Consider the following 24,820-nt stretch of genomic DNA (forward strand, 5'->3'; position numbering starts at 1 on the left):
CTTCCGATGTGGGACCGATCCATAACCGGCCGGTCGGCCCTGCGCCGCGGGCTCTAGCCGTAGTGAAGGGCGTGGTGATCGTCGCCGGCCGCCCTGCGGCGTGACTGCCAGAATAGCCATCCCGCGAGCGCGAGGGCGGCCATGTTGAGGTAGAAGGTGTAGTCGAACGAGAATTCGGTCATCGACGCCTTGGCGTCGCCGTGTTGCGGCGGAAGGAGGCCGAGCAGCTCGAAGCCGCCGCCCACTAGCAGCGCGGCCAGGGCCATCGACACGAACAGCGTCGCTCCGATCGCCAGCGCCATGCGCATGCCGAAGTAGCGGCGATAGGCGTCGATCAGCGGCAGCACGATCAGGTCGGCGTAGAGGAATGCTAGCACGCCGCCGAAGCTGATGCCGCCGCCCCACAGGACGGCGGCGAGGGGCACGTTGCCGATCGAGCAGACGAACGAGAGCATGGCTACCAGCGGACCGATCACGACGTCGGCGAGGAGGCGCTCCCATGGCGGCAGGTGCGACAGGAACAGCGTCTGCCAGAAGTGGTCGGGGACGAAGGCGGCGAGCATGCCGCCGATGACGAAGCCCGCGAGCAGGTCCTTCCACAGCATGCGCCAGTCCATGGCGAAGGCGCCGGCGATCGTGGGCAGCGCGTCGGGATCGCGCAGCCGGTCGCGCCAGGTGTCGCCCTTCAGCCCCATCGCGCCGTGGTCGTGACCGCTCTCTTCCTCCTCGTGCCGACGGGCCTGCTCGACCAGCCGGTGCGGGATCAGCACACGCGAGACGGGCACCATGATGGCGATGAACACGAGGCCGCCGATCCACTCGGCGGCGGTGAACTGCCAGCCCAGCAGCAGGAAGAGGATGATGCCGAGTTCAAGCACCAGATTGGTGGACGCGATCAGGAAGGCGAGGCTCGGCGCCAGCGCCGCGCCCTTCTTGAGCAGCGTGCGCATGATGGCCGAGGACGCGTAGGAGCAGCTGGAGCTCGCGGCGCCGGCGGCGGTGGCGATGGCCACGGAGCGGGCGCTGCTGCGCCCCAGCTTGTCCCGCAGCGCGTCGGCGGAGACCGCGGCCTGCAGGACCGCCGAGATGGCGAATCCCAGCACCAGGCTCCATCCGGTCTTCCAGGCCATGCCGGCGGCCATGAGCAGGCCCTGTCCGGCGGTGTGAAGCAGCGACATGGCGGTTCTCCGGTATCTCGGCGACGACCCGACGACCATCGTCCGGGCGGGCGGTCAGGCCCCTTGCTGGGCGTCGGAACGCGGCAGGCTCGTGGCCGGCCGCGTGCCGGCGACGTTCACTGCGGCCGCTTGCCGTGCGACTTCAGCCAGCCGTTGAGATCGGCGACCTCCTTCGTCTGTTCGGCGATCGTCTTCGTCGCCATCTGCCGCACCGGGGGGTCCTTCGTCTGCTGCGGGACGATGCGTGACATGGCGATGCCGCCGCGGTGATGCTCGATCATCTTGCGGACCCAGGTCTCGGTGGCGTCGGCGCCCATCGCGGCCATCATCCGCTCGTGCATCTGCATCTCGGACGGGGGATACGGATTGGCGGGAGTGGCCTGCATCATGCGCCCGTGGTCCATGCCCTGATGGCTCATGCCCTGGTGTCCGGGCGCGTTCTGCGCCGTGACCGAGGTCGCTGCGAGCGCCACGGCTGCGGCGGCGATGATCGTCTTCATGTCGTGCTGCTGTTCGCCCCCGCCCGGGTGGAATACGCAAAAAACGCGTTCGCCCCTCGCGCGCCGGATCACTCGATGGGCTTGCGGGTGTCGATGCCGGCGCTGGCGTCTGTCTCGGGAGCGGGCGGTGCCGCGCCGCGGTCGCGGTAGGACGGGAGGTCCGGCGCGTCGCCGGGGGTCGGGTGCGCCTCCAGCCGGGCGATGTGACGCTTCATCTCGGCGATCTCGCGGATCTGCGCGTCGATGATGCCGTCCGCCAGCCGGCGCACCTCGGGGTCCTTTATGTGGGCCCGCTCGCTGGTCATGATGGCGATCGAGTGGTGGGGGATCATCGCCTTCATGTAGGCGACGTCGCCGACCGTCTCCTGGCTGCGCACCAGCCAGAGCGCGCCGCCGAACACGGCGACCGCGCCGACGAGGATGCCGAGGTTGGCGCGCCTGTTCGGATACATGCCCCACATGAAGCCGATCATGATCGCCGCCATGACCGCGCCCATGACGAGCGCCATCCACATGCGGGTCTGGCTGAACTCGACGTGGGAGAGGACGTAGGTGTTCAGATACATGAGTCCGAACATCACGACCGTGGACGTCGCGATCATCGCCGCGAAGCGTCCGTAGCCCATGCCCATGCCGCCGTGGCCCTGCTGCCGTTCCTGATCGTCCATCGTCTGCTCTCCTCAGGTTTCCCCGCCCCTTGGATCGTCGGATCAGAACCAGGCCCTGATGCCGGCGACGAAGCTGAAGCCCGCGGTGTCATCGCCACGTGCGCGCGTGTAGCGTGCGGTGTCGCCGAACTGGCGCTCCCACGACACGCCGACGTAGGGCGCCAGACGGCGCGACTTCTCGTAGCGGAGGCGCAGACCGAGCTCGAGGTCGGTCAGGCCGGAGCCCGTGCCGGTCTCGCGCACGTCCTGCGCCGAGAGGTTCGCCTCCACGCGGGGCTGGAGCACCCAGAAGTTCGTGATGCGCTGGTCGTACCACCCCTCGACCCGGCCGAGCACCTCGCCCTCGGTGGAGAGGAAGACGGATGCCTGCGTGTCGAACCAGTATGGCGCGAGCCCCTCGATCCCTACGGTCGCGTAGGTGCGCGACGGGCCGCGGCCGAAGTCCTGCCTGACGCCGCCCTGCACGTTCCAGTATGGATCGAGCGCATGGCTGTAGAGCGCCTGGACCTCGCCATGCTCGAGCCGCTGGCCGAACGCGCCTTCACCCTCGCTCTTCAAGGCCAGGCGGTCGACGTCGCCGCCGATCCAGGCGTCGCCGTCCCAGCGGTAGCCGTCGCCGCCCTTGCGCGCCTGATACTCGGCGAGGTTGAAGAGCACCTGCCTGTAGGTCATGCCGCCGTGGTGCTGGCGCAGGTGGTGGTTGGCCATCGCCATCCGATCCTCGCCCCAGAAGCGGCCCGCCGCCATGCCGGGCTGAGCGGCCGGAGCCGGAGCGTCGCCGGGCGGCAGGTCGGTGCCGACCTTCTCGGCTGCGCCCTGCATCGCCGTCATGTCGTGGCCGGCGTGCCCGCCGCCCATGTCCATCCCCGGCATCGACGACATGTCGTGTCCGGCGTGGGGATCCTGCGCGGGCGCCGACGCCCCCGCCTGCATGCCGCCCATGTCGTGATCGGCATGGGCGCCGCCCATGTCCATGCCCGGCATCGCGGACATCGCATGGCCGGCGTGCGGATCCGTCTTGGGGGCAGGAGCGTCACGGCGGGGCTTCGACTTCCGCGTGGGCGACTTCTTGACCGCCGCTCGGGCCGGAGCCTTTCTGGCGGCGGGCTTCGCTGGCATCTGCATGCCCGGCATGTTCATGCCGTGCATCGAATGGTCCATGGTCTGGGCCGATGCCGGAGCGGCCAGGAGCAGCGCCGCGGCCCCGGCGAGGAGCAGCGCCTTCATGCCGCCTCCCCCTTCGCCGAGCGGACCTGCACGGTCTGCATCATGCCCGCCATCATGTGGAAGAGCATGTGGCAGTGGAACGCCCAGTCGCCCTCGTTGGCGGTGACGTCCCAGCTGACCTTGCCGCCGGGCTGGACGAGCACGGTGTGCTTGCGCGGCGCGTAGGCGCCCTTGCCGGTCACCAGCTCGAAGAAGTGGCCGTGAAGGTGGATCGGATGACCCATCATCGTGTCGTTGACGAGCGTGACGCGCACGCGCTCCCCGGCGAGGAACGGTATCGGCGCCTTCACCTCGGAATACTTCTCCCCGTCGAACGACCACATGTAGCGCTCCATGTTGCCGGTCAGGTGGATCTCGAGCGACCGCGACGGCGCCCGCACGTCCGGGTTGCGGTCGAGGGCGACGAGATCGCGATAGGTCAGCACGCGGTGGCCGACGTCCTCGAGTCCCTGGCCGGGCTCGCCGGTGCGGTCGACGGGCATCGGCGAGATGGTCTGGACGCCTGGACCCCTCTTCACGCCCGACGCCTTCGAGAAGTCGCGCATGTTCATGTCGCCCATGGCCATGCCGCCCATCCCCATGTCGCCGCCGGCGTGCCCCGTGGCCGAGCGGTCCATGCCCGTCATCGAGGAGGCGGACGTGCCGTGCTCCATCTTCGAATGGTCCATCCCCGCCATGCCGCCGGCGGTGGCGCCCGGACCGTGGTCCATGTCGGACATCGAAGCGTGATCCATCGCTGGCATGGAGCCGTGGTCCATCGTCCCCATGTCGTGGCCGCCCATGCCCATGTCCTTCATGGTCGCGACCGGCCGCTTGCGCAGCGCCGGGACTGCGGCCGCCATGCCGGCCCGCGGCGCCAGCGTCATGCGCGCCAGGCCGGAGCGGTCCACGCTCTCGCCGACGAGCGTGTAGGCGCGCTCCTCGGGCGGGGTGACGATCACGTCGTAGGTCTCGGCCGGGCCGAACTGGAATTCGTCGACCTCCACCGGTCGGACGGCGAGGCCGTCGGCGTGGACGACGGTCATCGGCAGGCCCGGGATGCGGACGTTGAAGGTCGTCATCGACGATGCGTTGATGATGCGCAGCCGAACGCGCTCGCCGGGACGGAACAGGCCGGTCCAGTTGTCGCGGGGGCCGTGGCCGTTGACGAGGTAGGTGTAGGTGGAGCCGGTCACGTCGGCCACGTCGGTGGGATCCATGCGCATGCCGCCCCACATCAGGCGTTCCTTGAGCGGTTGGTCCTTGCCTGCGAGCAGGCCGGCGAGCGTCTGGCGCTGGCGGTTGAAGTAGCCGGACTCCTTCTTGAGCCGATCGAAGATCGCGCCGCCGGACAGTGGACTGTGGTCGGACAGCACGACGACGTGCTCGCGGTCGGCCTTGACCGGATCGGCGTCCTTCGGATCGATCACGATCGGGCCATAAAGGCCGTCCTGCTCCTGGAAGCCGGAGTGGCTGTGATACCAGTAGGTGCCGGCCTGGACGACGGGAAACTCGTAGGTGAAGGTCGACCGCGGCGCGATGCCGGGGAAGGCGATGCCGGGCACGCCGTCCATCTGGAACGGCACGATGAGCCCGTGCCAGTGGATGGAGCTCTCCTCGTCGAGCTCGTTGACGACGTGGATGCGCGCGTTCTGCCCCTCGCGGAGCCGGACCAGCGGCGCGGGCGTCGTGCCGTTCACGCCGACCGCGCGGAGGGTCCGTCCGTCGACCGTCATGTCGGTGCGTCCGATGCGCAGGGTGATGTCGTCTCCCGACACCGTCGGCAGCGGACCCTGCATGCCGCTCGACACGCCCTGGGCCCACGCGGGCAGCCACGCCGCCATGGCGGCGCCTGCGCCGGCGAGACCCACGCCGCGCATCAGCCGGCGCCGGTCGATCCTCGTGTCCATCGTCATTCGTCTTCCGCTCTGCTGATGCTCGTCGATCGTCACGCCTGTTGATACGCATCGAGGGGTGGCGGCCCTCGCTCGATTGGTGCGGTTGACGAGGGGATCGGGCGCGTGCTTCGCGTTCTCGAGCTGACGGCTACCCGAGCCTCTGGCGAAGGGTCTGCCGTGCCCGTCGTATCCTCGTCTCGACCGCCTTCTCGCTGATCGACAGGATCTCCGCGGTCTCCGCCTGGCTGAGGCCTTCGACCGCATGGAGGACGAGCGGCTCGCGCTGGCTCGCCGGAAGGTCCGCGATGGCACGGCGCATGCGGGCGAGCTCCTGCCGGTCAGCGGTGCCGACGTCCTGGCCGGGCGTTTCGTCGGCTTGCCGGTCCGCCACGTCCTCGATGGGCACCATGAAGCGGAACGCGCGGCGCACGGCGCGGCGGCGGCCCCAGTCCCGGCACTTGTTGATGGCGATGCGCGCGAGCCAGGCGGCCATCGGGCGTGCGGGGTCGTAGCGGCGGAGCGCACCGTGGGCGGACACGAAGGTCTCCTGGACGAGGTCGAGGGCCTCGTCCGGATCGCCGACGTTGGTGACGATCACCCGATAGACGGCCTGCCGATGCCGCTGCATGATCTCGGCGAAGGCTTCCTCGCGTCCGGCGGCCGCCAGGACCGCCAGATCGCCGTCGGATGCCGCCGCCAGTCCGACGTTCACCGAGCGCCGGCGGTGAGCGATGCCACCACGGCGCGGTCGAATGCCGCGGTCTGGTCGGGACGCAGCACCTGACGCATGGCGAAGACGTGGGCGAGCGTTTCCTTCTGGAGCGCGCCCATCGCGGAGTGCGACGCGTCGACGGCCGCCGCCACGCGCGGTCCGTTGCCGTGTTCAGCCTCGATCGCGGCCGCGAGCCTTGCGTTGTCGGCGCGCATCTCGCTCTCGAGCTCCTGGCGGCGGACCGCGAAGCGTCGTTCCAGCGCGTCGATCCTCGCCTGCTGGTCGGCGTCGAGCTTCAGGTCGTGGTGGAGGAGGTCGTGCAGCTGGGAGGCCTGCCCGCCGTGGGAGGGGATCAGGACGCGGCCCACGAACACGCCCGCGATCGCGGCGAGGAAGGCGACGATGGCGACCAGCGCCGTCCAGCGGGGCCGGCTCACCGTCCGGCCAGCAGCAGCGTCGAGGGCGCTAGCGGACCGACGACGCCGATCGGATCGAGCGACGCGGCGGTGGCTGGCGCGGCAGGACCCGCACCCGCCGCTCCGAGGACCACGGCGCCGATGGCCGCCAGCGCCGCTATCCCTAGGCCGGTCGAGGCGGTGGCGCGGTTCGCCCGGATGCGGGCGAGGACGGCGTCCTCGATCCCGTCGAGCCGGGGATCGGGTGGACCGCCGGCGATCCGCTTCATCAGGTCGTCGATGTCGTCCATTCCTTCCTCCGCTCGTCTGCTCTACGCATCGCCGCGCCTCGTCCCTCGGCGAGGGTAGCACGTCGCACATGCGTAATCACCGTGAGGCGGCATGTTCGGACCGCCGGCAGGAGTTGTGGCATGCGCGCGTCGTCGGCTTTCATCGCGGTCTCCCTCGTGCTGGCGTCGTCGCCGGCGCTGTCCCATCCCCGGCTGGTCGCGGCGGTGCCCGCCGAGAACGCGGCGGCGCGAGGCGTGTCGTTGGTCCGGCTGACGTTCTCCGAGCGGCTGGTGCCGACGTTCTCGGGTGCGGAGCTGTCGATGATCGGACCGCGGGCTCACGCGGTGCCGGCGAGGGTCCGCGTCGCGCCCGATGGCCGCACGCTGGTGGTTGCTCCGTCCCGCGCGCTTCCGAAGGGCAGCTACCGCGTCGACTGGCACGTCGTGTCGACCGACACGCACCGCGTGAAGGGCGGCTACGCGTTCCGGGTGGGCTGACCGTGGATGTGCTGGCGGTCGCGGTCAGGTTCGGCCTCTATCTGTCCTCGATGCTCTGCTTCGGCGCGGCCGCGTTCGCGCTTCACGCGCCGCGGGGCACCGCGGACGCGCTGCCGCTGCGAGGCCTGCTGGTGGCCTCCATCATGTCCGGGCTCATCCTGTCCCTTGTCGGACTGGCGGTCCTGTCGGCAGGCATGGCTGGGGTCGGCATCGGCGAAGTCGATCGAGCCACCGTCGCTTCGGTGATTGAGAATACGGCCGCGGGCACGGCGTGGATGGTCCGCATGGCGGCTTTCGTGGGGCTGCTCGCGGCGTCCATCCTGCGCGTTGGGATGGCGCGCATGGCGGCGGCGCTGCTAGGCGGCGTGGTCGTCGCGACGCTCGCATGGGGCGGGCACGGGGCGGCCGGCGACGGAGCAGCCGGGTGGGTGCACCTCGTCGCCGACGTCCTCCACCTTCTCGCTGCGGGAACGTGGTTGGGCGCGCTCGTCGCGCTGACGCTGCTGGCGTTCGGGCCGTCGCGGACGGGTGCGGCCCACGTCGATCTGCTCCACCGCGCGCTGCGTGGGTTCTCGACGACCGGCACGCTCGTCGTCGCCGTCATCGTCATCACAGGGGCGGCCAGCGGCTGGCTGCTCGTCGGTCCGGGTGGCGTGCCGCTGCTCGGCACCACGCTCTACGGTAGGCTGCTGCTCGCCAAGATCGGCCTGTTCGTCGTCATGCTCGTGTTCGCATGGGGCAACCGCTATCGGCTGACGCCCGCGCTGGATCGGGCGCGGCGCGAAGGCGACGCGCCAGGCGCGATCGCCGCGCTGCGATGGTCGCTTGCGTCGGAGACGGCGTGCGCCGTCGTCGTGCTGGCGCTGGTGGCGTGGCTGGGCACGATCGAGCCGATCGCCCGATCGTGATCGCCGGCGCTGGCGGCCCGCGTCAGGCCGTCGTCCTGCGACGCTTGCGGAAGCGGCGGCGGCTCTCGTCCTCGGTCGCGATCTGCCGGGCCTTCTCGTAGCAGCGGCCGAGGCCGCGCACGCCGAACCTGTCCTGCACGGCGGCCTGGAAATCGCGGTTGGTCCAGCCGAGACGCTCGTCGGTCATCAGGCTGGCGAGGAACTCGGCGACCTCGCGGACCTGGATGGCGTAGTGGTCCACCTTCCGCTTCATCGCCCAGGGGCCGAGCTCGAGGCCGGCGACGGGCACGTAGGACTGGCGGGCGTTGCGGATCACCGCCTTGTGGAGGTCGCGATCGACGAAGATGAGGTGGTCGATGCCTGCCGAGGGATCGAACGGCCTCTGCTCAGCGAGGCCGCAGGCAGCGATGCGGCGGACCGCCGCCTCGTAGTCGATCTCCCACGCTTCGCGATCCAGCGGCCGCAGCTCGCCGCCCCCGACCCGTCGGATGAAGCACCGTATCTCGCCGGCGCGCGCCATCCGCGCGATGACCGGCGCGAGCCCGGCGACCGCCCGACGTGCGCCCTGGCCGATCGACCAGGGAAGGCGGCCGGCCTCGATGATCCTCTCCCATTCGTCGCGGGTGATCGCGTCCGCGGCGACGATGCCGATGGAGAGGTCGTCGGCGTGCCGGCGCATCAGCGCCGAAAGGCGGGCGTGGACCGAGTGGACGGGTTCCCCGGCCTCGGTGAACGCCTCGTCCGCCTCGACGATCGGCCCGGGCGGCGTGTTCTGCGCCTGTCCGATGAAGTGGTCGATCGTCTCGGGATAGGGGGCGCAGAAGGCGCGGGCGAACACGTCGACGACGCCCGACAGCATCAGGTGCTCCGAGACCCAGTCGCTGCCGGCGCGGCGGTGGCGGGACCAGTCGAGTCCCGCCATCCAGTCGTTGTCTGCGTCGGCGTCGTGCATGTCGGATGGCGTCTCCGCGTGTCGGGCGTCTCGGTTAGCGCGGTCCCGTAAAGGCGGCGTGAAGGCCGTGTCCGAGGAACCTGCGGGGATCAGGCGGCCTTCAGCACGCCGACGTAGATGACGTCCGTCTGGTTGGGATAGATGGCCTGCCAGGCGGCGTTGTGGATGCGGCGCGGCAGGCTCATGCCTGCGATCGCGTCGCATGCGTCGGCGACGTCGTCCGGCCACGGATTGCGGAGGAAGGTGCCGTCCTCCTGCGGCTGGACGGGGCCCAGCAGCGTCCATTCGTCCCGGATGCCGGTGACCGGCTGTCCGCGGTAGGTCCGGGGCGCGACGAGCTTGCCGTCTGGGCCGAGCAGGCCGGCGGCCGGGTCCGGAAGGCCTGGAACGTCCGGCTCGTTGAAGTCTGCCAGGACCATCGGCTCGCCCGGTGCGATCTCGACGAGGTTCGCGTCGATCCTTCGGACGCAGATGTGCGACCACTCGGCGCCCTTCGGGAGCTCGATCGTCCAGCACCATTCGACGGTCGCGGGCTGGCTGGCGTTGGCCCAGGGGTCGGCGGAGTTGCCGAGCGGGGGCGTCTTGCCTTCGCGCAGCATGCCGTCGCCTTCGATCCACGTGCAGCCGTCCGGCGACCAGACCACGCAGTAGCGGGCGCGCGAGGTTCTGGCCCGGCCGTTGATGCGCTTGACGATCGCGCGCCGGCCGGCGTCGTCGACGTAGCCGGCGCCGACGAAGACGAAGTCCTCGACGACGCCGGGCGCGTCGGTCTTCTTGTTCGAGACGGCCAGCATCCAGCGGTGGTTCTGCCGAAGACCCTGCGTGATGACGTGCGGGTATTCACGTCGGGTCGGCTGGCCGTCGTCGTTTTTCATCTCGATCTCCGTGTTCGAGACGACAATGCTACTCCCCGGTCCTGGGGCGGCGGCGCCGCCGCTTCCTGGCTTCCTCCTTCGCGTCGCGTCCCACCTCGGCCCTCTCCTGGTCCGCACGCTTCGGCCAACCGGTTCTTATCAGCTCCAGCCGGCGCTTGCGTTCGGCGGCACCCATGGTCTCCAGCGCCCGCCCGCCGGGGAACGCGTCGGCCCGCGCCAGCAGCTGGTCGAGATGGTCGTTCCAGGTCTGGAGCGCCTCTCCCGCCTCGATCTCGAGCGTGGCGAGGATGTATGTCTCGTCGAGGCTCGTCATCGTGGAATGCAGAAGGATCGCGTTCAGGACGTCCTTTCCGACGCTGAAGGGCCGCTCGCGCAGGACGGTGACGGCGATCTTTCGCCAGTCGTGGATGGTGTAGTGGTCGACCTGCCGTGCGGGGGAGCCCGCCGGCGTCGCGAGCTCGATGCGGCGGTGCAGATTGGCGTCCAGCAGGTCCTTGACCTGCGACCCCATCTCCGGCGCGCTGGCGCCGTTCATCGTGAACACGAAGCCGCGACGCTTGGCGGGATCCGGCTGCTGGCGTTTGATGATCGCCACGACCTGCCTGGGCAGCTCGATCATGTGCGGGCGCCGGCTCTTGGTCCGCCCCTGCGGCAGGTGCCACGTCCCCTTCGCGAGGTCGAGTTCCTCCCAGCGAAGCTCCGCGATCTCCTCCTTCCGCTTCGCCATTCGGAAGAGGACCTCGAGCACGTCGCTGCGGACGTCGCCGATGTCCCGTGCGGCCTCGAACATGCGCAGGAACTCCCACTCGTCGATGCGCCGCGTGCGCTTCTTCATTCCGGGCACATCGAAGTTGTGGGCTTCGTGGCGCAGGATCTTGCCCCGCTTGACGGCGTCGTTGATGACCGTCCGCAGGCAGACAAGGCCGGAGCGGACCATGGACGGACCGCGGGCGGCGAGGTCCCTCTCGAAGGCGTCGACCTGTTCGGTCGTCAGCTCGTCAAGGCGGAGATGGCCGATGTGGGCCACGAGGTCGCGCTTGAAGACGTTCATCTGCTTGACGCTGATCGGATCCTTGAGCCGTCGGCGTTCGGCGTAGCCGTCGAAGTAGTTGGCGACGATGAGGTCGACGGACGCCTGCTTGGTGACGCGTTCCGCCTTGATGGCCGCCACCGGGTCGATCCCGGTCAGCTTCTGCATGGCGAGGCCGGCGGCCATCTTGCGTGCCTGGTCGCAGGTCAGTTCGCCGAGGTTGCCGATCTTGATGCTCTTGGTCTGCGAGCCGCGGAACCTGTACTGATAGAGGAAGGAGATGGAACCGCTGCTCGTCATGTAGGCTCCGAAGCCGACGACGTCCCGGTCCCATATTAGTTTCTTGGTGCCCGAAGCGGGCGACTTGACGAGGCCTTCCAAAGCCCGGTTGGTGATGCGGACTGACTTCATTCTGAGCTCCTGAACAATCGTGGAGCAATCAGAATGCCGTGATCTGGACAGCTATTGTATCGCACCGGATGACAACGAAGCGATGCCTAAGGTCCTGTGATGAAAGGATTCCTCACAATCACGTACGTCGGCTGACAACCAATCGTAATATCCCGATGAGGACGTTACTCACACCTTCTTCCTACGAATCTGAGGGTCGGACGTTCGAATCGTTCCGGGCGCGCCAAAGTTTTCCGCAAGATGCGGGCAGAAGCCGGGTCAGCAATGGCCCGGCTTTTTCGCGTCTGCGCCGCTCGACGACGGGTACCGCCCGCCGAAACGACGAACGCCCGCCGCACCCCGATGAGGTGCGACGGGCGTCCGTCAGACCCGGTCCTGATTCGATGGATCAGATGCCGACGCGCAACGTCACGCGGATATCGCGACCGGCCAGCGGGGCGAAATCTTTCAGCACGCTGGAATGGCGGCGCGCCTCCACGTCGAAGATGTTGTTCGCGGACAGCAGCAGGCTGCGGCGATCGCTGCCGCCCCACGGCTTCCACGCGAGCGAGACGTTGACCATCGTATAGCCATCGGTGCGCGTCTCGAACGCCGACAGGCGCGTCTGCGGGAAGGCGCGTTCCACCTCGACCCGGCCGGTCGTGGTGTCGCCGCGCGCCTCCAGCCCGCCGAGCAGCCGCAGCGGCGGGATGCGCGGCACCGGGCCGCGATCGACGACGGTAGCGTGGACGTAATCGCCCATCAGGTCGGCAGTGATCGTGTGCGTGCCGATCGTGCCCAGCCGCGCAGAGGCGTCCGCCTCGAACCCGTAATAGCGCGCGCGCGCCTGCTGGTACTGGAAGCACGGCAGGTCCACGTCGCCGCCCGCGGCGGTCACGCAGGTCGCCGGGTCGACCTGTGCCTCGTAGATGTAATTGTCGAACCAGTTGTAATAGGCCGACGCGTCGAGGCTGAAGACGTCGCTATGCGCGTGCAGCGTCGCCTCGACCCCCCAGGACGTTTCGGTGCGGAAATTGGGATTGCCCAGTTCGTACGCCTGCGTGCCCGCGTGCGGACCGTTGGCGAACAACTCCTCGGCCGAGGGCGCGCGGCCGGTGCGCGACCCGTTGAGGCCGATGCGCAGCCCGTCGCTGAACGCGTAGGAGCCGCCGATCGAGCCGGACCAGCTGTCGAACGTGCGCTGCCCGGTGAAGAAGCGATCCGCACCGGAGGGCTGGGCGGTCTGCAACGTGTGTTCGTAGCGCACGCCGCCTTCGGCTTTGAAGCGGCCGTCGTCATATTGTTGCAGCGTGAACAGCCCGGTCTGTTCGGTGTTGTTGCGCGGCAGGAAGGCCTCGTCACCGACGACGTTGAACGCGCGGCTGAAATATTGCGCGCCGCTCGCCCCCTGCCAGCCGCCGCGCTTGGCCTGGACGACCTCGAGCCGGCCTTCCAGCCCCTTGTTGTAGAAGGCGGTCCCGACCGAGCCGTCCTCTTCCAGTTCAAAATGGCGGTATTTGGCGTGGGCGGCGCGCAGGCGGATCGCCTGGATCACGCTGCCCTGCGGGGTGATTTCGGCGCGCAGGTCGTAGCGGTTCTGCAGCACGTCGAGCCGCGGCGCCTCCTGCTCCTGCCCCGGCGCGGTCGCGTAGCGGATCGGCAGGCCGTACAGGCTGTCGTAATGGCCGTAGGAGACGCCCAGCATCCCGCCATCGGTCACAATCGACGCGCCGGCGCCCGCCGTCCAGGTTTCGGCCGCGGTATTGGGCAGCTTGCCCCGCAGCGCGGCATTGCCCGCGAAGTCGATGGGATCATCGGGGTCGGCCGGCAGCGCGGCCGACGCCAGCGAGGCGCGGCGCGCCTCCCGCGACAGGATGTAGCCACCGGTGCGCAGGTCGTCGGACTTCGAATAGGAGCCATCGACGTGCAGGACCAGCGGACCAGTGACGGTCGCATCGGCGGCACCGCCCAGCGACCGCTCGTTCGCGGCGCTGCCGTAGGTGCCGATCGCGTCGAGGCGATAGCCGTTCTCGGGCAGGCGCCGCGGAATGCGCGTGTCGACCACGTTGACGACGCCGCCGACCGCCGAGGAACCGTACAGCAAGGCGGCCGGGCCGCGCAGCACCTCGACCCGTTCCGCCAGCAGCGGGTCGATGATCACCGCATGGTCGACCGAGGTGTTCGACACGTCGATTGAACCGATGCCGTCGGTCAGCACGCGGATGCGATCGCCCTGGAAACCGCGCAGGATCGGACGCGAGGCGTTGGGGCCGAACGACGAAGCCGACACGCCCGGCAACCGCGCCAGCGTCTCGCCGATCGTCGGGCGCAGCTGGCGGGTCAGGTCCTCGCCGGTCAGCACCGACGTACCCTGCAACACATCCGCCTCGCTCTGGCGCAGCGGCGCGGTGACGATGATGTCGTCGGACCGGTGCGGGTCGGACACGCGCGACCCGGCGGGAGCGGCATTGTCGGTCTGTGCGGCGGCGGGAAGGGCGGCGGTGAGGGGGGCAAGCGCCAACGTGGCAAGCAGAACGGTTTTCATGGGCGACTCCTTGGTCGCCGCTGTGTAACGCAACGTTACAACATATCAAGCGTTGTTCGCGGCTGCGAAACGATCGGCGGCTTCAGCGCGGGTCGCCCTGCTCCGCCTCCATCTCCAGCGCGTCGATGATCTTGCCGCCGGCCATGAACACCGCCGCGGTACAGGCAAGGAACAGGATCTTCCCCTGAGCGCCCGGCATCATCCGCATATAGGCGAAGCCGCGCTCCACCGCGCCGGTGGCGAGCGCGTAGATGACCAGGAACGCCTCGAACTTGGTCTTGATGACGAACAGGCGGGCGAGACGGCGGACCATGTCGGCGTTAACGCACGAGCCGTGCCAATGGCCGAATTGCGTGGTTTCGGGCACGTGCGGGATAGTTAAGTGTCAATTTACCCGACAGCGGCGCGGCCTATAGCAACGCGCGCAGGTCCATCGCTTCCAGCAGCATCGCCCGCGCGCGTTCGACATGCGCGACCAGCGCGGGATCGCCGATCGCCTCGCCCGCGATCGCTTCCGGCCAGTGCGCGTCGATCACCGCGGCGATCCGGTCCAGCTTCGCATCGTCCACCAGGAAGCGCGGATCGACCGTCGCCGGGTCGCATACCACCCGCAGCCTGAGGCACGCGGGGCCGCCGCCATTGGCCATCGATTCGCGCACGTCGACCAGCTCGACCCGGCGGATCGGGCCGTTGCCCGCCAGATGCGCCTGCAGCCACCGCCATACCCGCGCATTCTCGCGCGCCTCGCCCGGCACCACCAGCGTCGGCGTTCCGTCCGGCGGGGTGACCAGTTGCGCGTTGAACAGGTACGATCCGATCGCATCGGCCAGCGACACGTCGGCGGCGGGCACCTCGACGATCTCCACCTCCGGCATGATCGCGCGCAGCGCCGCGTAGAAGCCGTCGCGATCGGCGAACGCCTGTTCGTGGGTCAGCAGGATGCGTTCGTTGGCCACCGCGACGACATCGTTGTGGAACGCGCCCGCCGCGATCGCCTCGGGCGATTGCTGGACGTAAAGGACGCGGCCGGCATTCAGCCGGTGCGCACGCGCGACCGCGCGGCTCGCCTCGACATGCTGGCGCGCGGGGAAGGGGCCGCCGCCCTCGCCATAGACGAATATCTCGACGCCCGGCGCATCGTGCGCGGCTGCCAGTCGCATGTGGTTGGCGGCGCCCTCGTCACCGAACGGCGCGGGCACCGGATCGTGGACGGCGAAGGCGGGGTCGGCGAAGGCGAGTCGCAACTGTGCCAGCGTCGCGGGCCACTCGTGGCTGCGGTGCGGCATGGTCAGCAGGTTGGCCGCCGTCAGGTGGCAGCGACCGTCGGCCGCATCGGGCGCGGGAGAGACGGTGGCGGCATTGGCCGCCCACATCGACGAGGCGGACAGCGCGCGCGCCTTCATCACCGCATCGGCATCGGCATAATCGGTGTGGAGCGACGACAGCCAGCGATGGTCCGGGCGGGCGGGGGGCACGAACACCCCCTGCACCAAGCCGAGCGCCAGGTTGGCGCGCATCTTGGCCACCCCCTGCAGCGCCGCCGCACGGGGATGCGCGACCGCGCCGGCGTTGCTGGTCGCCGCCAGATTGCCGGGGCTGAGGCCGGCATAATTGTGGCTGGGTCCGACGATCCCGTCGAAATTGATCTCGCGCAGCATCGTCACAGTCGCCCGATCCAGCTGATCGCATCGCCCGCGGCGATCCCCAGCGCGCGCGCGCACTCGGGGTCGATCGTGACCGTGCCGTCGTGATCGGCGACGCGACCATAAGCGCACCGGAATGCCGCCAGCCGCCCGGTCGCGACCAGCGCCTCCACTCCGCCCGGCCCGTCGCCGACCGCGTCGACGGTCGCATCGCGCGCGTCGCGGATCGTGCGGACCTGATCGGTGCGCGCGGTCATCGTCGGGCCGCCGTCGAAGATGTCGATATAGTTTTCGAACGCGAATCCTTCGTTCTCGAGCATCCGCATCGCCGCGCGGCCGGACGGGTGCGGCAATCCGATCGCGGCGCGCGCGGTGTCGGACAGCATCGCCGTATAGATCGGATGCTTGGGCATCAGATCAGCGATGAACTGGTGCCCGTTGATGGCGTTGAATTCGTCCGCCTGCTGGAAATTCATCCCGAAGAAGCGGCCCGCCAGCCCGTCCCAGAAGGGCGACCCGCCCGCCTCGTCGATCACGCCACGCAATTCGGCCAGTACGCGGTCGGCGAAGCGCGCGCGGTGACGGCGGATGAAGAGGTAGCGGCTGCGCGCCAGCAACAGGCCCCGCCCGCCCGCGCGCTCGCCCGGATGCAGGAACAGCCCGCCGACCTCGCTCGCGCCCTCCAGATCGGTGGTCAGCGACAGCATCTCCGCACGGAACGTGCGGTCCAGCTCGCGGCTGTGCTGCGTCAGCGTGCCGATGCGATAGCTGTAGAAGGGATGCTTCTGCCCGACATGGGTGATCAGCTGGCATGTACCGCGCACGTCGCCGCTGACGACATTCTCCAGCATCAGCACGAACTGTTCGTCCGCCAGATCATTGTCGTCGCGCGCAAAGGCGGCGTGGCTGCGCGCCAGCTTCGCGGTCAGCGCGGTGCGATCGGCGGGCAGGTTGGTGAAGCCGCCCCCGGTCAGCTTGGCCATTTCGTACAGGTGCGGCAGGTCGCCGTCATGCGCGGCGCGAACGACGAAGGTCATGCCATCGCCCCCGCGGCGATCCGCAGGATCGTGACCGCGGACAGCGCGGCACGCTCGGTCAGGCTCTCGACGATCAGGAATTCCTCCATCGAATGTATCGCGCCGCCACGGGCGCCCATCGTGTCCACCACCGGGACGCCGCAGGCGGCGATGTTGTTGCCGTCGCACACGCCCCCGGTATCGCGCCAGGCGATCGGCTGGCCCAGCGCGGATCCGGCCTGCGCGACCAGATCGAACAGCCGCGCCGCGCCCGCGTCGATCGGCTTGGGCGGGCGGTTGAACCCGCCGTGCACCTCGATCGTCACATCGTGTTCGGTGCGCGCATGGGCCACCGCCGCCTCGATCAGCGCGGCGGCCCGGTCGATCTCGCCGCGGTCGGCGGGGCGGAAGTTGACGCGCAGCACCGCCAGGTCGGGGACGACATTGTTCGGCCCGCCGCCGTCGATCCGCGCCGGGTTCACCGCCAGCCGCGGCGAACGCGCGCCGTGCAGCGCCACCGCGATCGCGGAGGCCGCGACGATGGCGTTGCGCCCGTCCTGCGGGTTGCGCCCGGCATGCGCCGCCCGCCCGCGCACGATGATCGAGAAATTGCCCGTGCCCCCGCGCGCGCGCGCCAGCGTGCCGTCCGGGAGCGCCGGTTCGTAGGTCAGCGCCGCCACCTTGCCCCGCGCCGCCTGCGCCAGCAGCGCGGCGGAGGAGAAGGAGCCGGTTTCCTCGTCCGAGTTGATGACCACGTCATAGCCGATCGTCGGCGCCACCGCCTCGACCGCCAGCAACGCCTCCAGCATCAGCGACAGTCCGCCCTTCATGTCGGCGACGCCCGGGCCGCCCAGCACCCCCGGCTCGCGCCACGCCAGCGCCTGGAACGGGTGATCGGCGGGATAGACGGTGTCCATATGCCCGGTCAGCAGCATCCGCACCGGCGCGTCGGGGCGCACCCGGACATGCAGGTGCCGGCCGTGCGCGATCGGATCGACCCGCCCGTCCGCGCCGACCGCCTCGGCCCGCTCCGGCTCGACCAGCGCCACCTCACCGGGCAGCGCGGCGAAGGCATCGGCCAGCAGCCCGACCATCGCCGCGCATCCGGCGGTGTTGCGCGTGCCGCTGTTGACCGCCGCCCATTGCTCCGTGCGCGCCAGCATCGCGGCCTGGTCCAGCCGCTCCACCGCGCGCCGTTCGTCGTGGGAAAGCATCTCCATCACGCGCAACCTATCCCCCAAAGCCGTCACAAATGAAACCGTCAGAACGTATAGACCAGCGACGCGCGGCTGGTGCGGTCGGTCGGAACGCGGCCGTTGACCGGCTGGCTTTCATACTGGACCGTATAGGACAGCCGCGCCGACAGCGGTCCCAGCAGCTTGGCCTCGATCGCCGACACGCTGCGCACGGTGCTGTTGTACCGCTCCAGGTAAAGCGCCGCATCCTGCGTCACCACCAGCCCGCTCAGGATCGTCCAGTCGAGGTCCAGGCTGCCGCGCACCGCCAGACTGCCCTGCTGCGTGTCGTCGGTCATGTTGGTCTGTCGGAACGCCGGCCCCAGTTCGATATCGGTGGTCAGCGCAGCGTCGCGGAACAGGCTGTAGCCCGCGCCGACGGAGGCCGAATATCGCTGGTCGTACCCGAGGAACCGGTCCGCCTCGAACTGTGCCGCGCCATAGATGTAGCCACGGTCGCTCAGCTTGTAATTGGGCTGATAGGCAAGGACATAGCGTTCGCGGCTGGTGACCCCGGCGGTGCGCTGGAAATCGGCCTGCGCCAGCACGCGGTGCCGCCAGCGCAGCCCCTCGCGCGTCAGATCGGCGATCCCGGTCAGCCCGGTGACGTCGGAATTGCCGCTGGAAGAAAAGCCGCCCAGCTCGACCCGCCCGGTCCACAGTTCGAAGGCGCCGGCCTGTCGCACGCGCTGGTTGCGCGCCCGCGCCCGCGCCTCGCGCCACTCGGTCGCGCGGCGCAGCGTCAGGTCGCGCGACCCCGGATCGGCGACGCGCGCATATTTGACGATCGTGTCGAGGCCGCCTTCGTCGCCCGACTGCATGGCCGCGTCCATCATCGCACGGATTTCCGGCGGGATCTCCGGCGGCGGCACCTTGTCCAGCTCGACGCCGACCTCGCCCAGTTCCAGCGGCGGGACCGGGACGGGGATGACCACGCCGGCGGGCGGCAGCGCGGCTTGCAGGATCAGCAGGGCAGGCAGCATCACCGACCGTCACCGCCGCCTAGCGCGGCAGATGCTCCGCAAAGGCCGCGATCACGTCGCTGTAGAGCTGTTTCTTGAACGGCACGATCAGCTCCGGCAGGTCCGCCGGATCGGCCCAGCGCCACGCGCGGAACTCGGGATGCTCGGTATCGATGCGGATATCGCCATCCTCGCCGTCGAAGCGGAACAGGAACCACCGCTGGCGCTGGCCGCGATACTTGCCCTTCCACACCTTGCCGACCATCTCCGGCGGCAGGTCGTAGAGCAGTTCCTCCGGCGCCTCGGCGATCAGCGTCACCTTGTCCGCGGTGACGCCGGTTTCCTCCCACAATTCGCGCACCGCCGCGTCGCGCGCATCCTCGCCCGGGTCGATCCCGCCCTGCGGCATCTGCCAGGCTTCCAGGACGTTATCGAGCCGCTGGCCGACGAACACCCGTCCGTCGCGGTTGAGCAGCATCACGCCCGCGCACGGGCGATAGGGGAGGGTGGCGGGGTCGGTCATGGCGCCCGTGTAGCGCGCTTCGCCGTGCCCCTCCACCCCGCGCACCGCCTGCCGTTACCGCGGGCTATGCGTCATGCCGCCGCGGTTATCCCGCGGCCTGTGCCATGACGCGCTGCCCCTCCGCCTCGACGATCGCGGCGCGCACGGCCGCCAGATAGCCGGCCACGTCGCCCTGTGCCGACGGAATCGCCTGGCGCAGCGTGATGAAGCCGTGGACGATCCCCTGCGCCTCGCGGAACGTCACGGGCACGCCCGCCTTGACCAGTGCTGCGGCATAGGCGCGCCCCTGGTCGCGGATCGGATCGAGGCTGGCGGTGACGATCACCGCCGGCGGCAGCCCCGCCAGATCGCCGACCAGCGGCGAGCTGCGCTGGTGCGCGGGATCGGCGGCATAATGTTCGCCGAACCAGATCATCCCGTCGCGGGTCAGCAGATAGCCGTCGGCGAACTGGTGGAACGACGGATATTCGTTCGCCATGTCGGCGGCCGGATAGATCGGCGCCTGCACCACCACCGGCACCGCGGCGGGCGAATCGCGCAATGCCATCGTCACCACGATCGCCAGATTGCCGCCCGCACTGTCGCCGGACAGGACCAGCGACGTCGCGCTGCGCCCCAGTTCCGCCGGCGCGGACGCGACCCAGCGCGCCGCCGCCTCGCAATCGTCAGGCGCGGCCGGCCATGCGGCCTCCGGCGCCAGCCGATAGTCGACCGACACCACCGGCAGGTCCAGCTGGCGCGCCATTTCCGCGGTGAAGCTGGCGTGGGTGTCGATATCGCCGATCACGAACCCGCCGCCGTGATAGAAGACCACCACCGGGCCGGGCGCACGCGTCTCGCGCGCATCGAACAGCCGCGCGGGGATCGTCACGCCGTCCGGGCCGGGGATCGACAGGTCGCGGATCACCGCCAGCTCGCCGACCGGCGGATCGGCCACGTCCTTCATCGCCAGATACACCGCGCGCGCCTCCGCCGGAGTCTGTTCGTGCATCTTCGGCCCGGGCACGCTGTTCAGATAATCCAGGAAACCGCGCACGTCGGGGCGGACGAAGGGACCGGCGGCAGCGGCGTCGGCGGACGGGCGTTCGATGGTGGTATCGGTCATGCGGCTCTCCTGTCGTCGCGCCGTTCGGGTGAAGTGGCGCGTATCGCTTTGCAACCTATCTTAGCGCGATGATCCATGTCGTCCATCACCCCGATTACGTCACCGCCGCGCCCGCACGCAGCAACTATCGCTGGGGGAAGAATGGCGCGATCCGCGACCTTCTGGCGAGGATGGGGGATGGCGTGGCGTGGCACGCCCCCGATGCGATCGGGCGCCGCTGGCTGGAGGAGGTGCACGATCCGGACTATGTCGAACAGGTGTTGTCCGCCGCGGTCCCGCGCGACAAGGAACGGCGGATCGGCTTTCCGGTAACCCCGGTGGTCGCGCAGCGTGCGCAGATGGTGCCGGGCGGCACATGGCTGGCCGCGAACCTCGCGCTGGCACACGGCTTCGCCGCCAATACCGCCGGGGGCAGCCATCACGCGCTGGCGGAAACGGGCGCCGGCTATTGCGTGTTCAACGATCTGGCGGTCGCGGCGGTGCGATTGGTGGAGGAGGGTACCACGCCGCGCGTGCTGATCGTCGACGTCGACGTGCACCAGGGGGACGGGACCGCCGCGCTGACCGCCGGCCACCCCGGCATCGCCACCTATTCGATCCATGCCGAGCGCAACTTCCCGGTGCGCAAGGCGCGCTCGACGCTCGACGTGCCGCTGGCGGACGGGATCGGCGACGACGCCTATCTGGAAACCCTGCACGATACGCTGGTGCCGTTGCTCGACGGGTTCCGCCCGACGCTGATCCTCTATCAGGGCGGGGTCGATCCCTTCGCCGACGACCGGCTGGGGCGGCTGGCGCTGAGCGAGGAGGGGCTGATCCGCCGCGACCGCGCGGTCGCCGGCTGGGCGAAGGCGCGGGGCGTGCCGGTCGTCAGCACCGTCGGCGGCGGCTACGGTGACGACGTCATGGCGATCGCCGCGCGGCATGTGCGGGTCATCACCACGCTGGCTGAGGCGCTGGCGTAATCGCGGTCAGGAACCTCGATCAATCCCGCGCGTAGCGTTCCGCGATGACCACCCTGTTATGGTTCCGCCAGGACCTTCGCCTTCACGATCACCCCGCGCTGGTCGCCGCCGCGCACGAAGGCCCGGTCGTCCCGGTCTACATTCTTGATGACGAGGCGCCGGGAGATTGGCGGATCGGGGCAGCGCAACGCTGGTGGCTCCACCATTCGCTGGCGGCACTGGGCGCGGCGCTGGAGAACAAGGGTAGCCGGCTGATCCTGCGTCGCGGCCCGGTGAAAAAGGTGCTGGCCGAACTTCTGGAGGAATCCGGCGCCGAGCAAGTGCACGCCACCCGTCACTACGAACCGTGGTGGACCGCGGCGGAGCAGGCGCTGGGCGACCGGCTGTGCCTGCACGACGGCAACCATCTGGTCCCCCCGCATCAGGTGACGACCGGATCGGGCGGGCAATACCGTATCTATTCCTCGTTCTGGAAGGCATTGCAGCCGCAACTGCCCCCGGCCGACCCGCTGCCGATGCCACGCAAGATCGAGGCGCCGTCGAAATGGCCGAAGAGTGAGCGGCTGACGTCATGGGATCTGCTGCCGAGCAAGCCGGACTGGTCGGGCGGGTTCGACTGGACGCCGGGCGAGGCGGCTGCGCTGAAGAAGGTAAAGGCGCTCGACATCGCCGGCTACGACACCGACCGCAACCTGCCGTCGATCGAGGGCAGCAGCCGGTTGTCGCCGCACCTTCATTTCGGCGAAGTGTCGGCGCGTACCGTGTGGCACGCGACCGGGCGCGGCGACACGACCTTTCGCAAGGAACTGGCGTGGCGTGACTTCACCTCGGGCGTGGTGCTGGCGCTGCCCGATTATGCGACGAAGAACGGCCGTACCGCCTATGATCGGCTTCCATGGCGCAGCGGCAAGGGCGCGAAGGCCGACCTGCGCGCGTGGCAGCGCGGGCGCACCGGCTATCCGATCGTCGATGCCGGGATGCGCCAGCTGTGGCAGACCGGCTGGATGCACAACCGCGTGCGGATGATCGCCGCCTCCTTCCTCATCAAGCATCTGCTGATCGACTGGCGGGAGGGCGAACGCTGGTTCTGGGACACGTTGGTCGATGCCGATTACGGCAACAATTCGGTCAACTGGCAATGGGTCGCCGGGACCGGGGTCGATTCGAACATGTTCTCCCGCATCATGGCGCCGATCGGCCAGTCGGAGAAGTTCGACGCCGGCGACTACATCCGCCGCTGGGTTCCCGAGCTGGCGGATGTGGGCGACGATGCGATTCACGATCCCGAAGCCGCCGGCTGCCGCCCCGATGACTACCCGGCCAAGCTGATCGGCCATCGCGAGGCACGTGAACGCGCGCTGGCGGCGAATGCCAAGGTGAAGTAGGCGCCACGCCGATGGATGCGGCGACACGTACCCCGACCCGACCCGATTGGCCGACGCGTACGTTCGCGCCGCTATACCACCGGCTTCTCGACCGCATCGATCGCGGTCTGGCAGAGGGCGCGATCGAGGCGTATCTGCCCGACGGTACGCGCCGTTTGCTGGGCGGGCACGCCGCCGGTCCGCTGGCGGTGGTGCGCGTGGTGCGCTGGCGCGCGCTGCGCCGACTAGCGACCGCCGGCTCGATCGGCTGGTACGAGGGGTGGGAGGCCGGCGACTGGTCCAGCCCCGATCCGGTGCCGCTGTTCGACCTGTTCATGCGCAACCGCGCCGCGCTGGGCAATGTCGCGCGGGCGAAGAATGTCGCGCGGATCGCGGCGCGCGGCTGGCACGCGCTGCGCCGCAACGATCGCGCGGGCGCCCGCCGCAACATCGCGGCCCATTACGACCTGGGCAACGATTTCTATCGCGAATGGCTGGACCCGACGCTCACTTATTCCAGCGCGCTGTTCGCCGCGCCCGACGAACCGCTGGAGCGCGCGCAGCGGCGCAAGCTCGACACGATCCTGGCGCGCACCGCCGCACGGCCGGGACAGCGGGTGCTGGAAATCGGCTGCGGCTGGGGTTCGTTCGCTGCGGTCGCCGCGTCGGCGGGTGTCGAGGTGCACGCGCTGACCCTGTCGACCGAACAGCGCGACCATGTCGAGGCACACGAACTGCCGGGCGTCACCGTCGCTCTCGCCGATTATCGCGACGTGCAGGGCACGTTCGATGGCGTCGCCAGTATCGAGATGGTCGAGGCGGTCGGGCCGGAATATTGGTCCGCCTATCTGGCGACGATCGCACGCGTGCTGAAACCCGGCGGCCGCGCGGCGTTGCAGTTCATCACGATCGCCGACGACATCTGGGATGCCTATGCCGGCAGCGTGGATTTCATCCAGCGATACGTCTTCCCCGGCGGGTCGCTGATCGCGGAGCATCAGTTCCGCGCGCTGGCTGAACGCCACGGGCTGGCATGGCAGGACCGGCGCGCGTTTGGGCTGGATTATGCCGAAACGCTCGCCCGCTGGCGCGATGCGTTCGATGCGGCGGTGGCAGACGGCCGGCTCCCGCCGCGCTTCGACGCGCGCTTCCAGCGGCTGTGGCGCTATTATCTGATGTATTGCGAGGGCGGCTTTCGCGGCGGCGGGATTGACGTGGTGCAGGTCACGCTGGTCCGCAAATGACCGGTCAGGCGGCGACGCGCTCGCGATAATTGGCCTCGAACCCGTCGACCGCCAATTGCGCGATCCGCGCCGCGACCGTCTCCGGCGGCTTCACCGACGCGGGGTCCTCGCCCGGATAGGCACGCGCGCGCATCGCGGTGCGCGTCGCGCCCGGGTCGAGCACGGCGACGCGGACGCGGCCGATCTCGGCCATTTCGTCGCCATAGGATTCCAGCAGCGTCTCGAACGCCGCCTTCGACGCGCCATAGGCGCCCCAATAGGCGCGCGGCGTGCGCCCGACCGATGAGGTGACACCGATCACCCGCGCACCCGTCGCGGACCGTCGCAGCATCGGATCGAACGCCTGGATCATCGCCAGCGGCGCGGAGACGTTGAGCGTCAGCACCTGCGCGAATTCCTTGGGGTCGATCGCCGGCACCGCCGCGAGCGAGCCGAGCGTCCCGGCGTTGAGCACCATCACGTCCAGCGCGTTCCAGCGTTCGCCGACCGCGGTCGCCAGCTTGGCGATCGAATCGCTCTGCGCCAGGTCCAGCGGCGCGATCGTCGCCGATCCGCCCGCCGCGAAGATCGCTTCCTCGACCTGTTCCAGCCCGGCGGCGGTGCGCGCGGTCAGGATGACGTGCGCGCCCTTCGCCGCCAGCGCGATCGCGGTCGCCGCGCCGATCCCGCGGCTGGCGCCGGTCACCAGCGCCAGCCGGTCCTTCAATCCCATGTCCAT

General features: G+C 69.6%; 25 protein-coding genes. 5 read left to right on the top strand and 20 right to left on the bottom strand.

Features of this window, described 5'->3' with window-relative positions; genetic code table 11:
• Positions 1-53: 53 nt before the first annotated feature.
• The 8 genes from COA07_RS01855 to COA07_RS01890 all read right to left on the bottom strand — a co-directional run bounded on the left by COA07_RS01855 (position 54) and on the right by COA07_RS01890 (position 6,868).
• Positions 54-1,178: a permease gene (locus COA07_RS01855; RefSeq protein ID WP_066707091.1), complete on the bottom strand. Its 1,125-nt coding sequence runs from the start codon at positions 1,176-1,178 to the stop codon at positions 54-56.
• 116 nt (positions 1,179-1,294) lie between these two features.
• On the bottom strand, positions 1,295-1,678 hold the full coding sequence (locus COA07_RS01860; protein ID WP_066707094.1) for a DUF305 domain-containing protein: 384 nt from the start codon (positions 1,676-1,678) through the stop codon (positions 1,295-1,297).
• A 68-nt stretch (positions 1,679-1,746) separates the two neighbouring features.
• A complete protein-coding gene (locus COA07_RS01865; RefSeq protein WP_211280934.1) occupies positions 1,747-2,346 on the bottom strand; it encodes a DUF305 domain-containing protein in 600 nt (199 codons plus the stop codon).
• Between the two features lie 42 nt (positions 2,347-2,388).
• On the bottom strand, positions 2,389-3,573 hold the full coding sequence (locus tag COA07_RS01870) for a copper resistance protein B (protein ID WP_066707097.1): 1,185 nt from the start codon (positions 3,571-3,573) through the stop codon (positions 2,389-2,391).
• A complete protein-coding gene (locus COA07_RS01875) occupies positions 3,570-5,462 on the bottom strand; it encodes a copper resistance system multicopper oxidase (RefSeq protein ID WP_066707137.1) in 1,893 nt (630 codons plus the stop codon). Before COA07_RS01875 ends, COA07_RS01870 begins: the two co-directional genes overlap by 4 nt.
• Before the next feature lie 136 nt (positions 5,463-5,598).
• Complete coding sequence (locus COA07_RS01880) at positions 5,599-6,162, bottom strand: RNA polymerase sigma factor (protein ID WP_066707099.1); 564 nt, start codon at positions 6,160-6,162, stop codon at positions 5,599-5,601.
• Positions 6,159-6,599, bottom strand: coding sequence for a periplasmic heavy metal sensor (locus COA07_RS01885; protein ID WP_066707102.1), 441 nt, complete (start codon positions 6,597-6,599; stop codon positions 6,159-6,161). Before COA07_RS01885 ends, COA07_RS01880 begins: the two co-directional genes overlap by 4 nt.
• Positions 6,596-6,868, bottom strand: coding sequence for a hypothetical protein (locus COA07_RS01890; RefSeq protein WP_066707104.1), 273 nt, complete (start codon positions 6,866-6,868; stop codon positions 6,596-6,598). Before COA07_RS01890 ends, COA07_RS01885 begins: the two co-directional genes overlap by 4 nt.
• 120 nt (positions 6,869-6,988) lie before the next feature.
• On the opposite strand from COA07_RS01890, the gene copC reads away from it, so the two are divergent.
• Positions 6,989-7,345, top strand: a complete 357-nt coding sequence (gene copC / locus COA07_RS01895; protein WP_066707106.1) for a copper homeostasis periplasmic binding protein CopC — start codon at positions 6,989-6,991, stop codon at positions 7,343-7,345.
• 2 nt (positions 7,346-7,347) lie between these two features.
• Complete coding sequence (copD, locus tag COA07_RS01900; protein ID WP_066707109.1) at positions 7,348-8,253, top strand: copper homeostasis membrane protein CopD; 906 nt, start codon at positions 7,348-7,350, stop codon at positions 8,251-8,253.
• Positions 8,254-8,275: 22 nt separating this feature from the next.
• On the opposite strand, the gene COA07_RS01905 is transcribed toward copD, so the two are convergent.
• The 11 genes from COA07_RS01905 to COA07_RS01955 form a co-directional block, all read right to left on the bottom strand.
• On the bottom strand, positions 8,276-9,205 hold the full coding sequence (locus tag COA07_RS01905; protein WP_066707112.1) for a hypothetical protein: 930 nt from the start codon (positions 9,203-9,205) through the stop codon (positions 8,276-8,278).
• Positions 9,206-9,294: 89 nt separating this feature from the next.
• Positions 9,295-10,080: a hypothetical protein gene (locus tag COA07_RS01910; protein WP_066707115.1), complete on the bottom strand. Its 786-nt coding sequence runs from the start codon at positions 10,078-10,080 to the stop codon at positions 9,295-9,297.
• A 28-nt stretch (positions 10,081-10,108) separates the two neighbouring features.
• Positions 10,109-11,521 carry a tyrosine-type recombinase/integrase gene (locus COA07_RS01915; RefSeq protein ID WP_083956688.1) on the bottom strand — a complete coding sequence of 471 codons (1,413 nt, stop codon included), beginning with the start codon at positions 11,519-11,521 and terminating at the stop codon, positions 10,109-10,111.
• A gap of 388 nt (positions 11,522-11,909) precedes the next feature.
• The gene (locus tag COA07_RS01920) at positions 11,910-14,045 is read right to left on the bottom strand and encodes a TonB-dependent receptor (protein WP_066707120.1); all 2,136 of its coding nucleotides are present in this window, start codon (positions 14,043-14,045) and stop codon (positions 11,910-11,912) included.
• 82 nt (positions 14,046-14,127) lie between these two features.
• Complete coding sequence (locus tag COA07_RS01925; RefSeq protein WP_066707123.1) at positions 14,128-14,358, bottom strand: hypothetical protein; 231 nt, start codon at positions 14,356-14,358, stop codon at positions 14,128-14,130.
• A gap of 97 nt (positions 14,359-14,455) precedes the next feature.
• Positions 14,456-15,703, bottom strand: coding sequence for an N-succinylarginine dihydrolase (locus tag COA07_RS01930; RefSeq protein ID WP_066707127.1), 1,248 nt, complete (start codon positions 15,701-15,703; stop codon positions 14,456-14,458).
• 2 nt (positions 15,704-15,705) lie between these two features.
• Positions 15,706-16,725, bottom strand: coding sequence for an arginine N-succinyltransferase (locus COA07_RS01935; protein ID WP_066707130.1), 1,020 nt, complete (start codon positions 16,723-16,725; stop codon positions 15,706-15,708).
• On the bottom strand, positions 16,722-17,924 hold the full coding sequence (locus COA07_RS01940; protein WP_096640386.1) for a hydrolase: 1,203 nt from the start codon (positions 17,922-17,924) through the stop codon (positions 16,722-16,724). Before COA07_RS01940 ends, COA07_RS01935 begins: the two co-directional genes overlap by 4 nt.
• A 41-nt stretch (positions 17,925-17,965) precedes the next feature.
• Complete coding sequence (locus COA07_RS01945; RefSeq protein WP_083956836.1) at positions 17,966-18,922, bottom strand: DUF481 domain-containing protein; 957 nt, start codon at positions 18,920-18,922, stop codon at positions 17,966-17,968.
• A gap of 19 nt (positions 18,923-18,941) precedes the next feature.
• The gene (locus tag COA07_RS01950; RefSeq protein ID WP_066710383.1) at positions 18,942-19,424 is read right to left on the bottom strand and encodes an RNA pyrophosphohydrolase; all 483 of its coding nucleotides are present in this window, start codon (positions 19,422-19,424) and stop codon (positions 18,942-18,944) included.
• A gap of 85 nt (positions 19,425-19,509) precedes the next feature.
• Positions 19,510-20,529, bottom strand: a complete 1,020-nt coding sequence (locus COA07_RS01955) for an alpha/beta hydrolase (protein ID WP_066710352.1) — start codon at positions 20,527-20,529, stop codon at positions 19,510-19,512.
• Between the two features lie 68 nt (positions 20,530-20,597).
• On the opposite strand from COA07_RS01955, the gene COA07_RS01960 reads away from it, so the two are divergent.
• The 3 genes from COA07_RS01960 to COA07_RS01970 are packed head-to-tail and all read left to right on the top strand — an operon-like array spanning position 20,598 to position 24,102.
• Positions 20,598-21,494: a histone deacetylase family protein gene (locus tag COA07_RS01960; protein ID WP_066710355.1), complete on the top strand. Its 897-nt coding sequence runs from the start codon at positions 20,598-20,600 to the stop codon at positions 21,492-21,494.
• Positions 21,495-21,538: 44 nt separating this feature from the next.
• A complete protein-coding gene (locus tag COA07_RS01965; protein ID WP_066710358.1) occupies positions 21,539-22,879 on the top strand; it encodes a cryptochrome/photolyase family protein in 1,341 nt (446 codons plus the stop codon).
• Between the two features lie 11 nt (positions 22,880-22,890).
• Positions 22,891-24,102: an SAM-dependent methyltransferase gene (locus COA07_RS01970; protein WP_083956837.1), complete on the top strand. Its 1,212-nt coding sequence runs from the start codon at positions 22,891-22,893 to the stop codon at positions 24,100-24,102.
• 4 nt (positions 24,103-24,106) lie between these two features.
• Here the strand turns inward: COA07_RS01970 and COA07_RS01975 are convergent, their stop codons facing one another.
• Positions 24,107-24,820 carry an SDR family NAD(P)-dependent oxidoreductase gene (locus tag COA07_RS01975; protein WP_066710360.1) on the bottom strand — a complete coding sequence of 238 codons (714 nt, stop codon included), beginning with the start codon at positions 24,818-24,820 and terminating at the stop codon, positions 24,107-24,109.

The sequence above is a fragment of the Sphingomonas adhaesiva genome, from assembly GCF_002374855.1.
GTDB lineage: Bacteria > Pseudomonadota > Alphaproteobacteria > Sphingomonadales > Sphingomonadaceae > Sphingomonas > Sphingomonas adhaesiva.

Coding starts and splice junctions, on each gene's coding strand:
- COA07_RS01855 (WP_066707091.1), bottom strand. CDS start 1,178: ATGTCGCTGCTTCACACCGCCGGACAGGGCCTGCTCATGGCCGCCGGC.
- COA07_RS01860 (WP_066707094.1), bottom strand. CDS start 1,678: ATGAAGACGATCATCGCCGCCGCAGCCGTGGCGCTCGCAGCGACCTCG.
- COA07_RS01865 (WP_211280934.1), bottom strand. CDS start 2,346: ATGGACGATCAGGAACGGCAGCAGGGCCACGGCGGCATGGGCATGGGC.
- COA07_RS01870 (WP_066707097.1), bottom strand. CDS start 3,573: ATGAAGGCGCTGCTCCTCGCCGGGGCCGCGGCGCTGCTCCTGGCCGCT.
- COA07_RS01875 (WP_066707137.1), bottom strand. CDS start 5,462: ATGGACACGAGGATCGACCGGCGCCGGCTGATGCGCGGCGTGGGTCTC.
- COA07_RS01890 (WP_066707104.1), bottom strand. CDS start 6,868: ATGGACGACATCGACGACCTGATGAAGCGGATCGCCGGCGGTCCACCC.
- copC (WP_066707106.1), top strand. CDS start 6,989: ATGCGCGCGTCGTCGGCTTTCATCGCGGTCTCCCTCGTGCTGGCGTCG.
- COA07_RS01905 (WP_066707112.1), bottom strand. CDS start 9,205: ATGCACGACGCCGACGCAGACAACGACTGGATGGCGGGACTCGACTGG.
- COA07_RS01910 (WP_066707115.1), bottom strand. CDS start 10,080: ATGAAAAACGACGACGGCCAGCCGACCCGACGTGAATACCCGCACGTC.
- COA07_RS01915 (WP_083956688.1), bottom strand. CDS start 11,521: ATGAAGTCAGTCCGCATCACCAACCGGGCTTTGGAAGGCCTCGTCAAG.
- COA07_RS01920 (WP_066707120.1), bottom strand. CDS start 14,045: ATGAAAACCGTTCTGCTTGCCACGTTGGCGCTTGCCCCCCTCACCGCC.
- COA07_RS01925 (WP_066707123.1), bottom strand. CDS start 14,358: ATGGTCCGCCGTCTCGCCCGCCTGTTCGTCATCAAGACCAAGTTCGAG.
- COA07_RS01930 (WP_066707127.1), bottom strand. CDS start 15,703: ATGCTGCGCGAGATCAATTTCGACGGGATCGTCGGACCCAGCCACAAT.
- COA07_RS01935 (WP_066707130.1), bottom strand. CDS start 16,725: ATGACCTTCGTCGTTCGCGCCGCGCATGACGGCGACCTGCCGCACCTG.
- COA07_RS01940 (WP_096640386.1), bottom strand. CDS start 17,924: ATGGAGATGCTTTCCCACGACGAACGGCGCGCGGTGGAGCGGCTGGAC.
- COA07_RS01945 (WP_083956836.1), bottom strand. CDS start 18,922: ATGCTGCCTGCCCTGCTGATCCTGCAAGCCGCGCTGCCGCCCGCCGGC.
- COA07_RS01950 (WP_066710383.1), bottom strand. CDS start 19,424: ATGACCGACCCCGCCACCCTCCCCTATCGCCCGTGCGCGGGCGTGATG.
- COA07_RS01955 (WP_066710352.1), bottom strand. CDS start 20,529: ATGACCGATACCACCATCGAACGCCCGTCCGCCGACGCCGCTGCCGCC.
- COA07_RS01960 (WP_066710355.1), top strand. CDS start 20,598: ATGATCCATGTCGTCCATCACCCCGATTACGTCACCGCCGCGCCCGCA.
- COA07_RS01965 (WP_066710358.1), top strand. CDS start 21,539: ATGACCACCCTGTTATGGTTCCGCCAGGACCTTCGCCTTCACGATCAC.
- COA07_RS01970 (WP_083956837.1), top strand. CDS start 22,891: ATGGATGCGGCGACACGTACCCCGACCCGACCCGATTGGCCGACGCGT.
- COA07_RS01975 (WP_066710360.1), bottom strand. CDS start 24,820: ATGGACATGGGATTGAAGGACCGGCTGGCGCTGGTGACCGGCGCCAGC.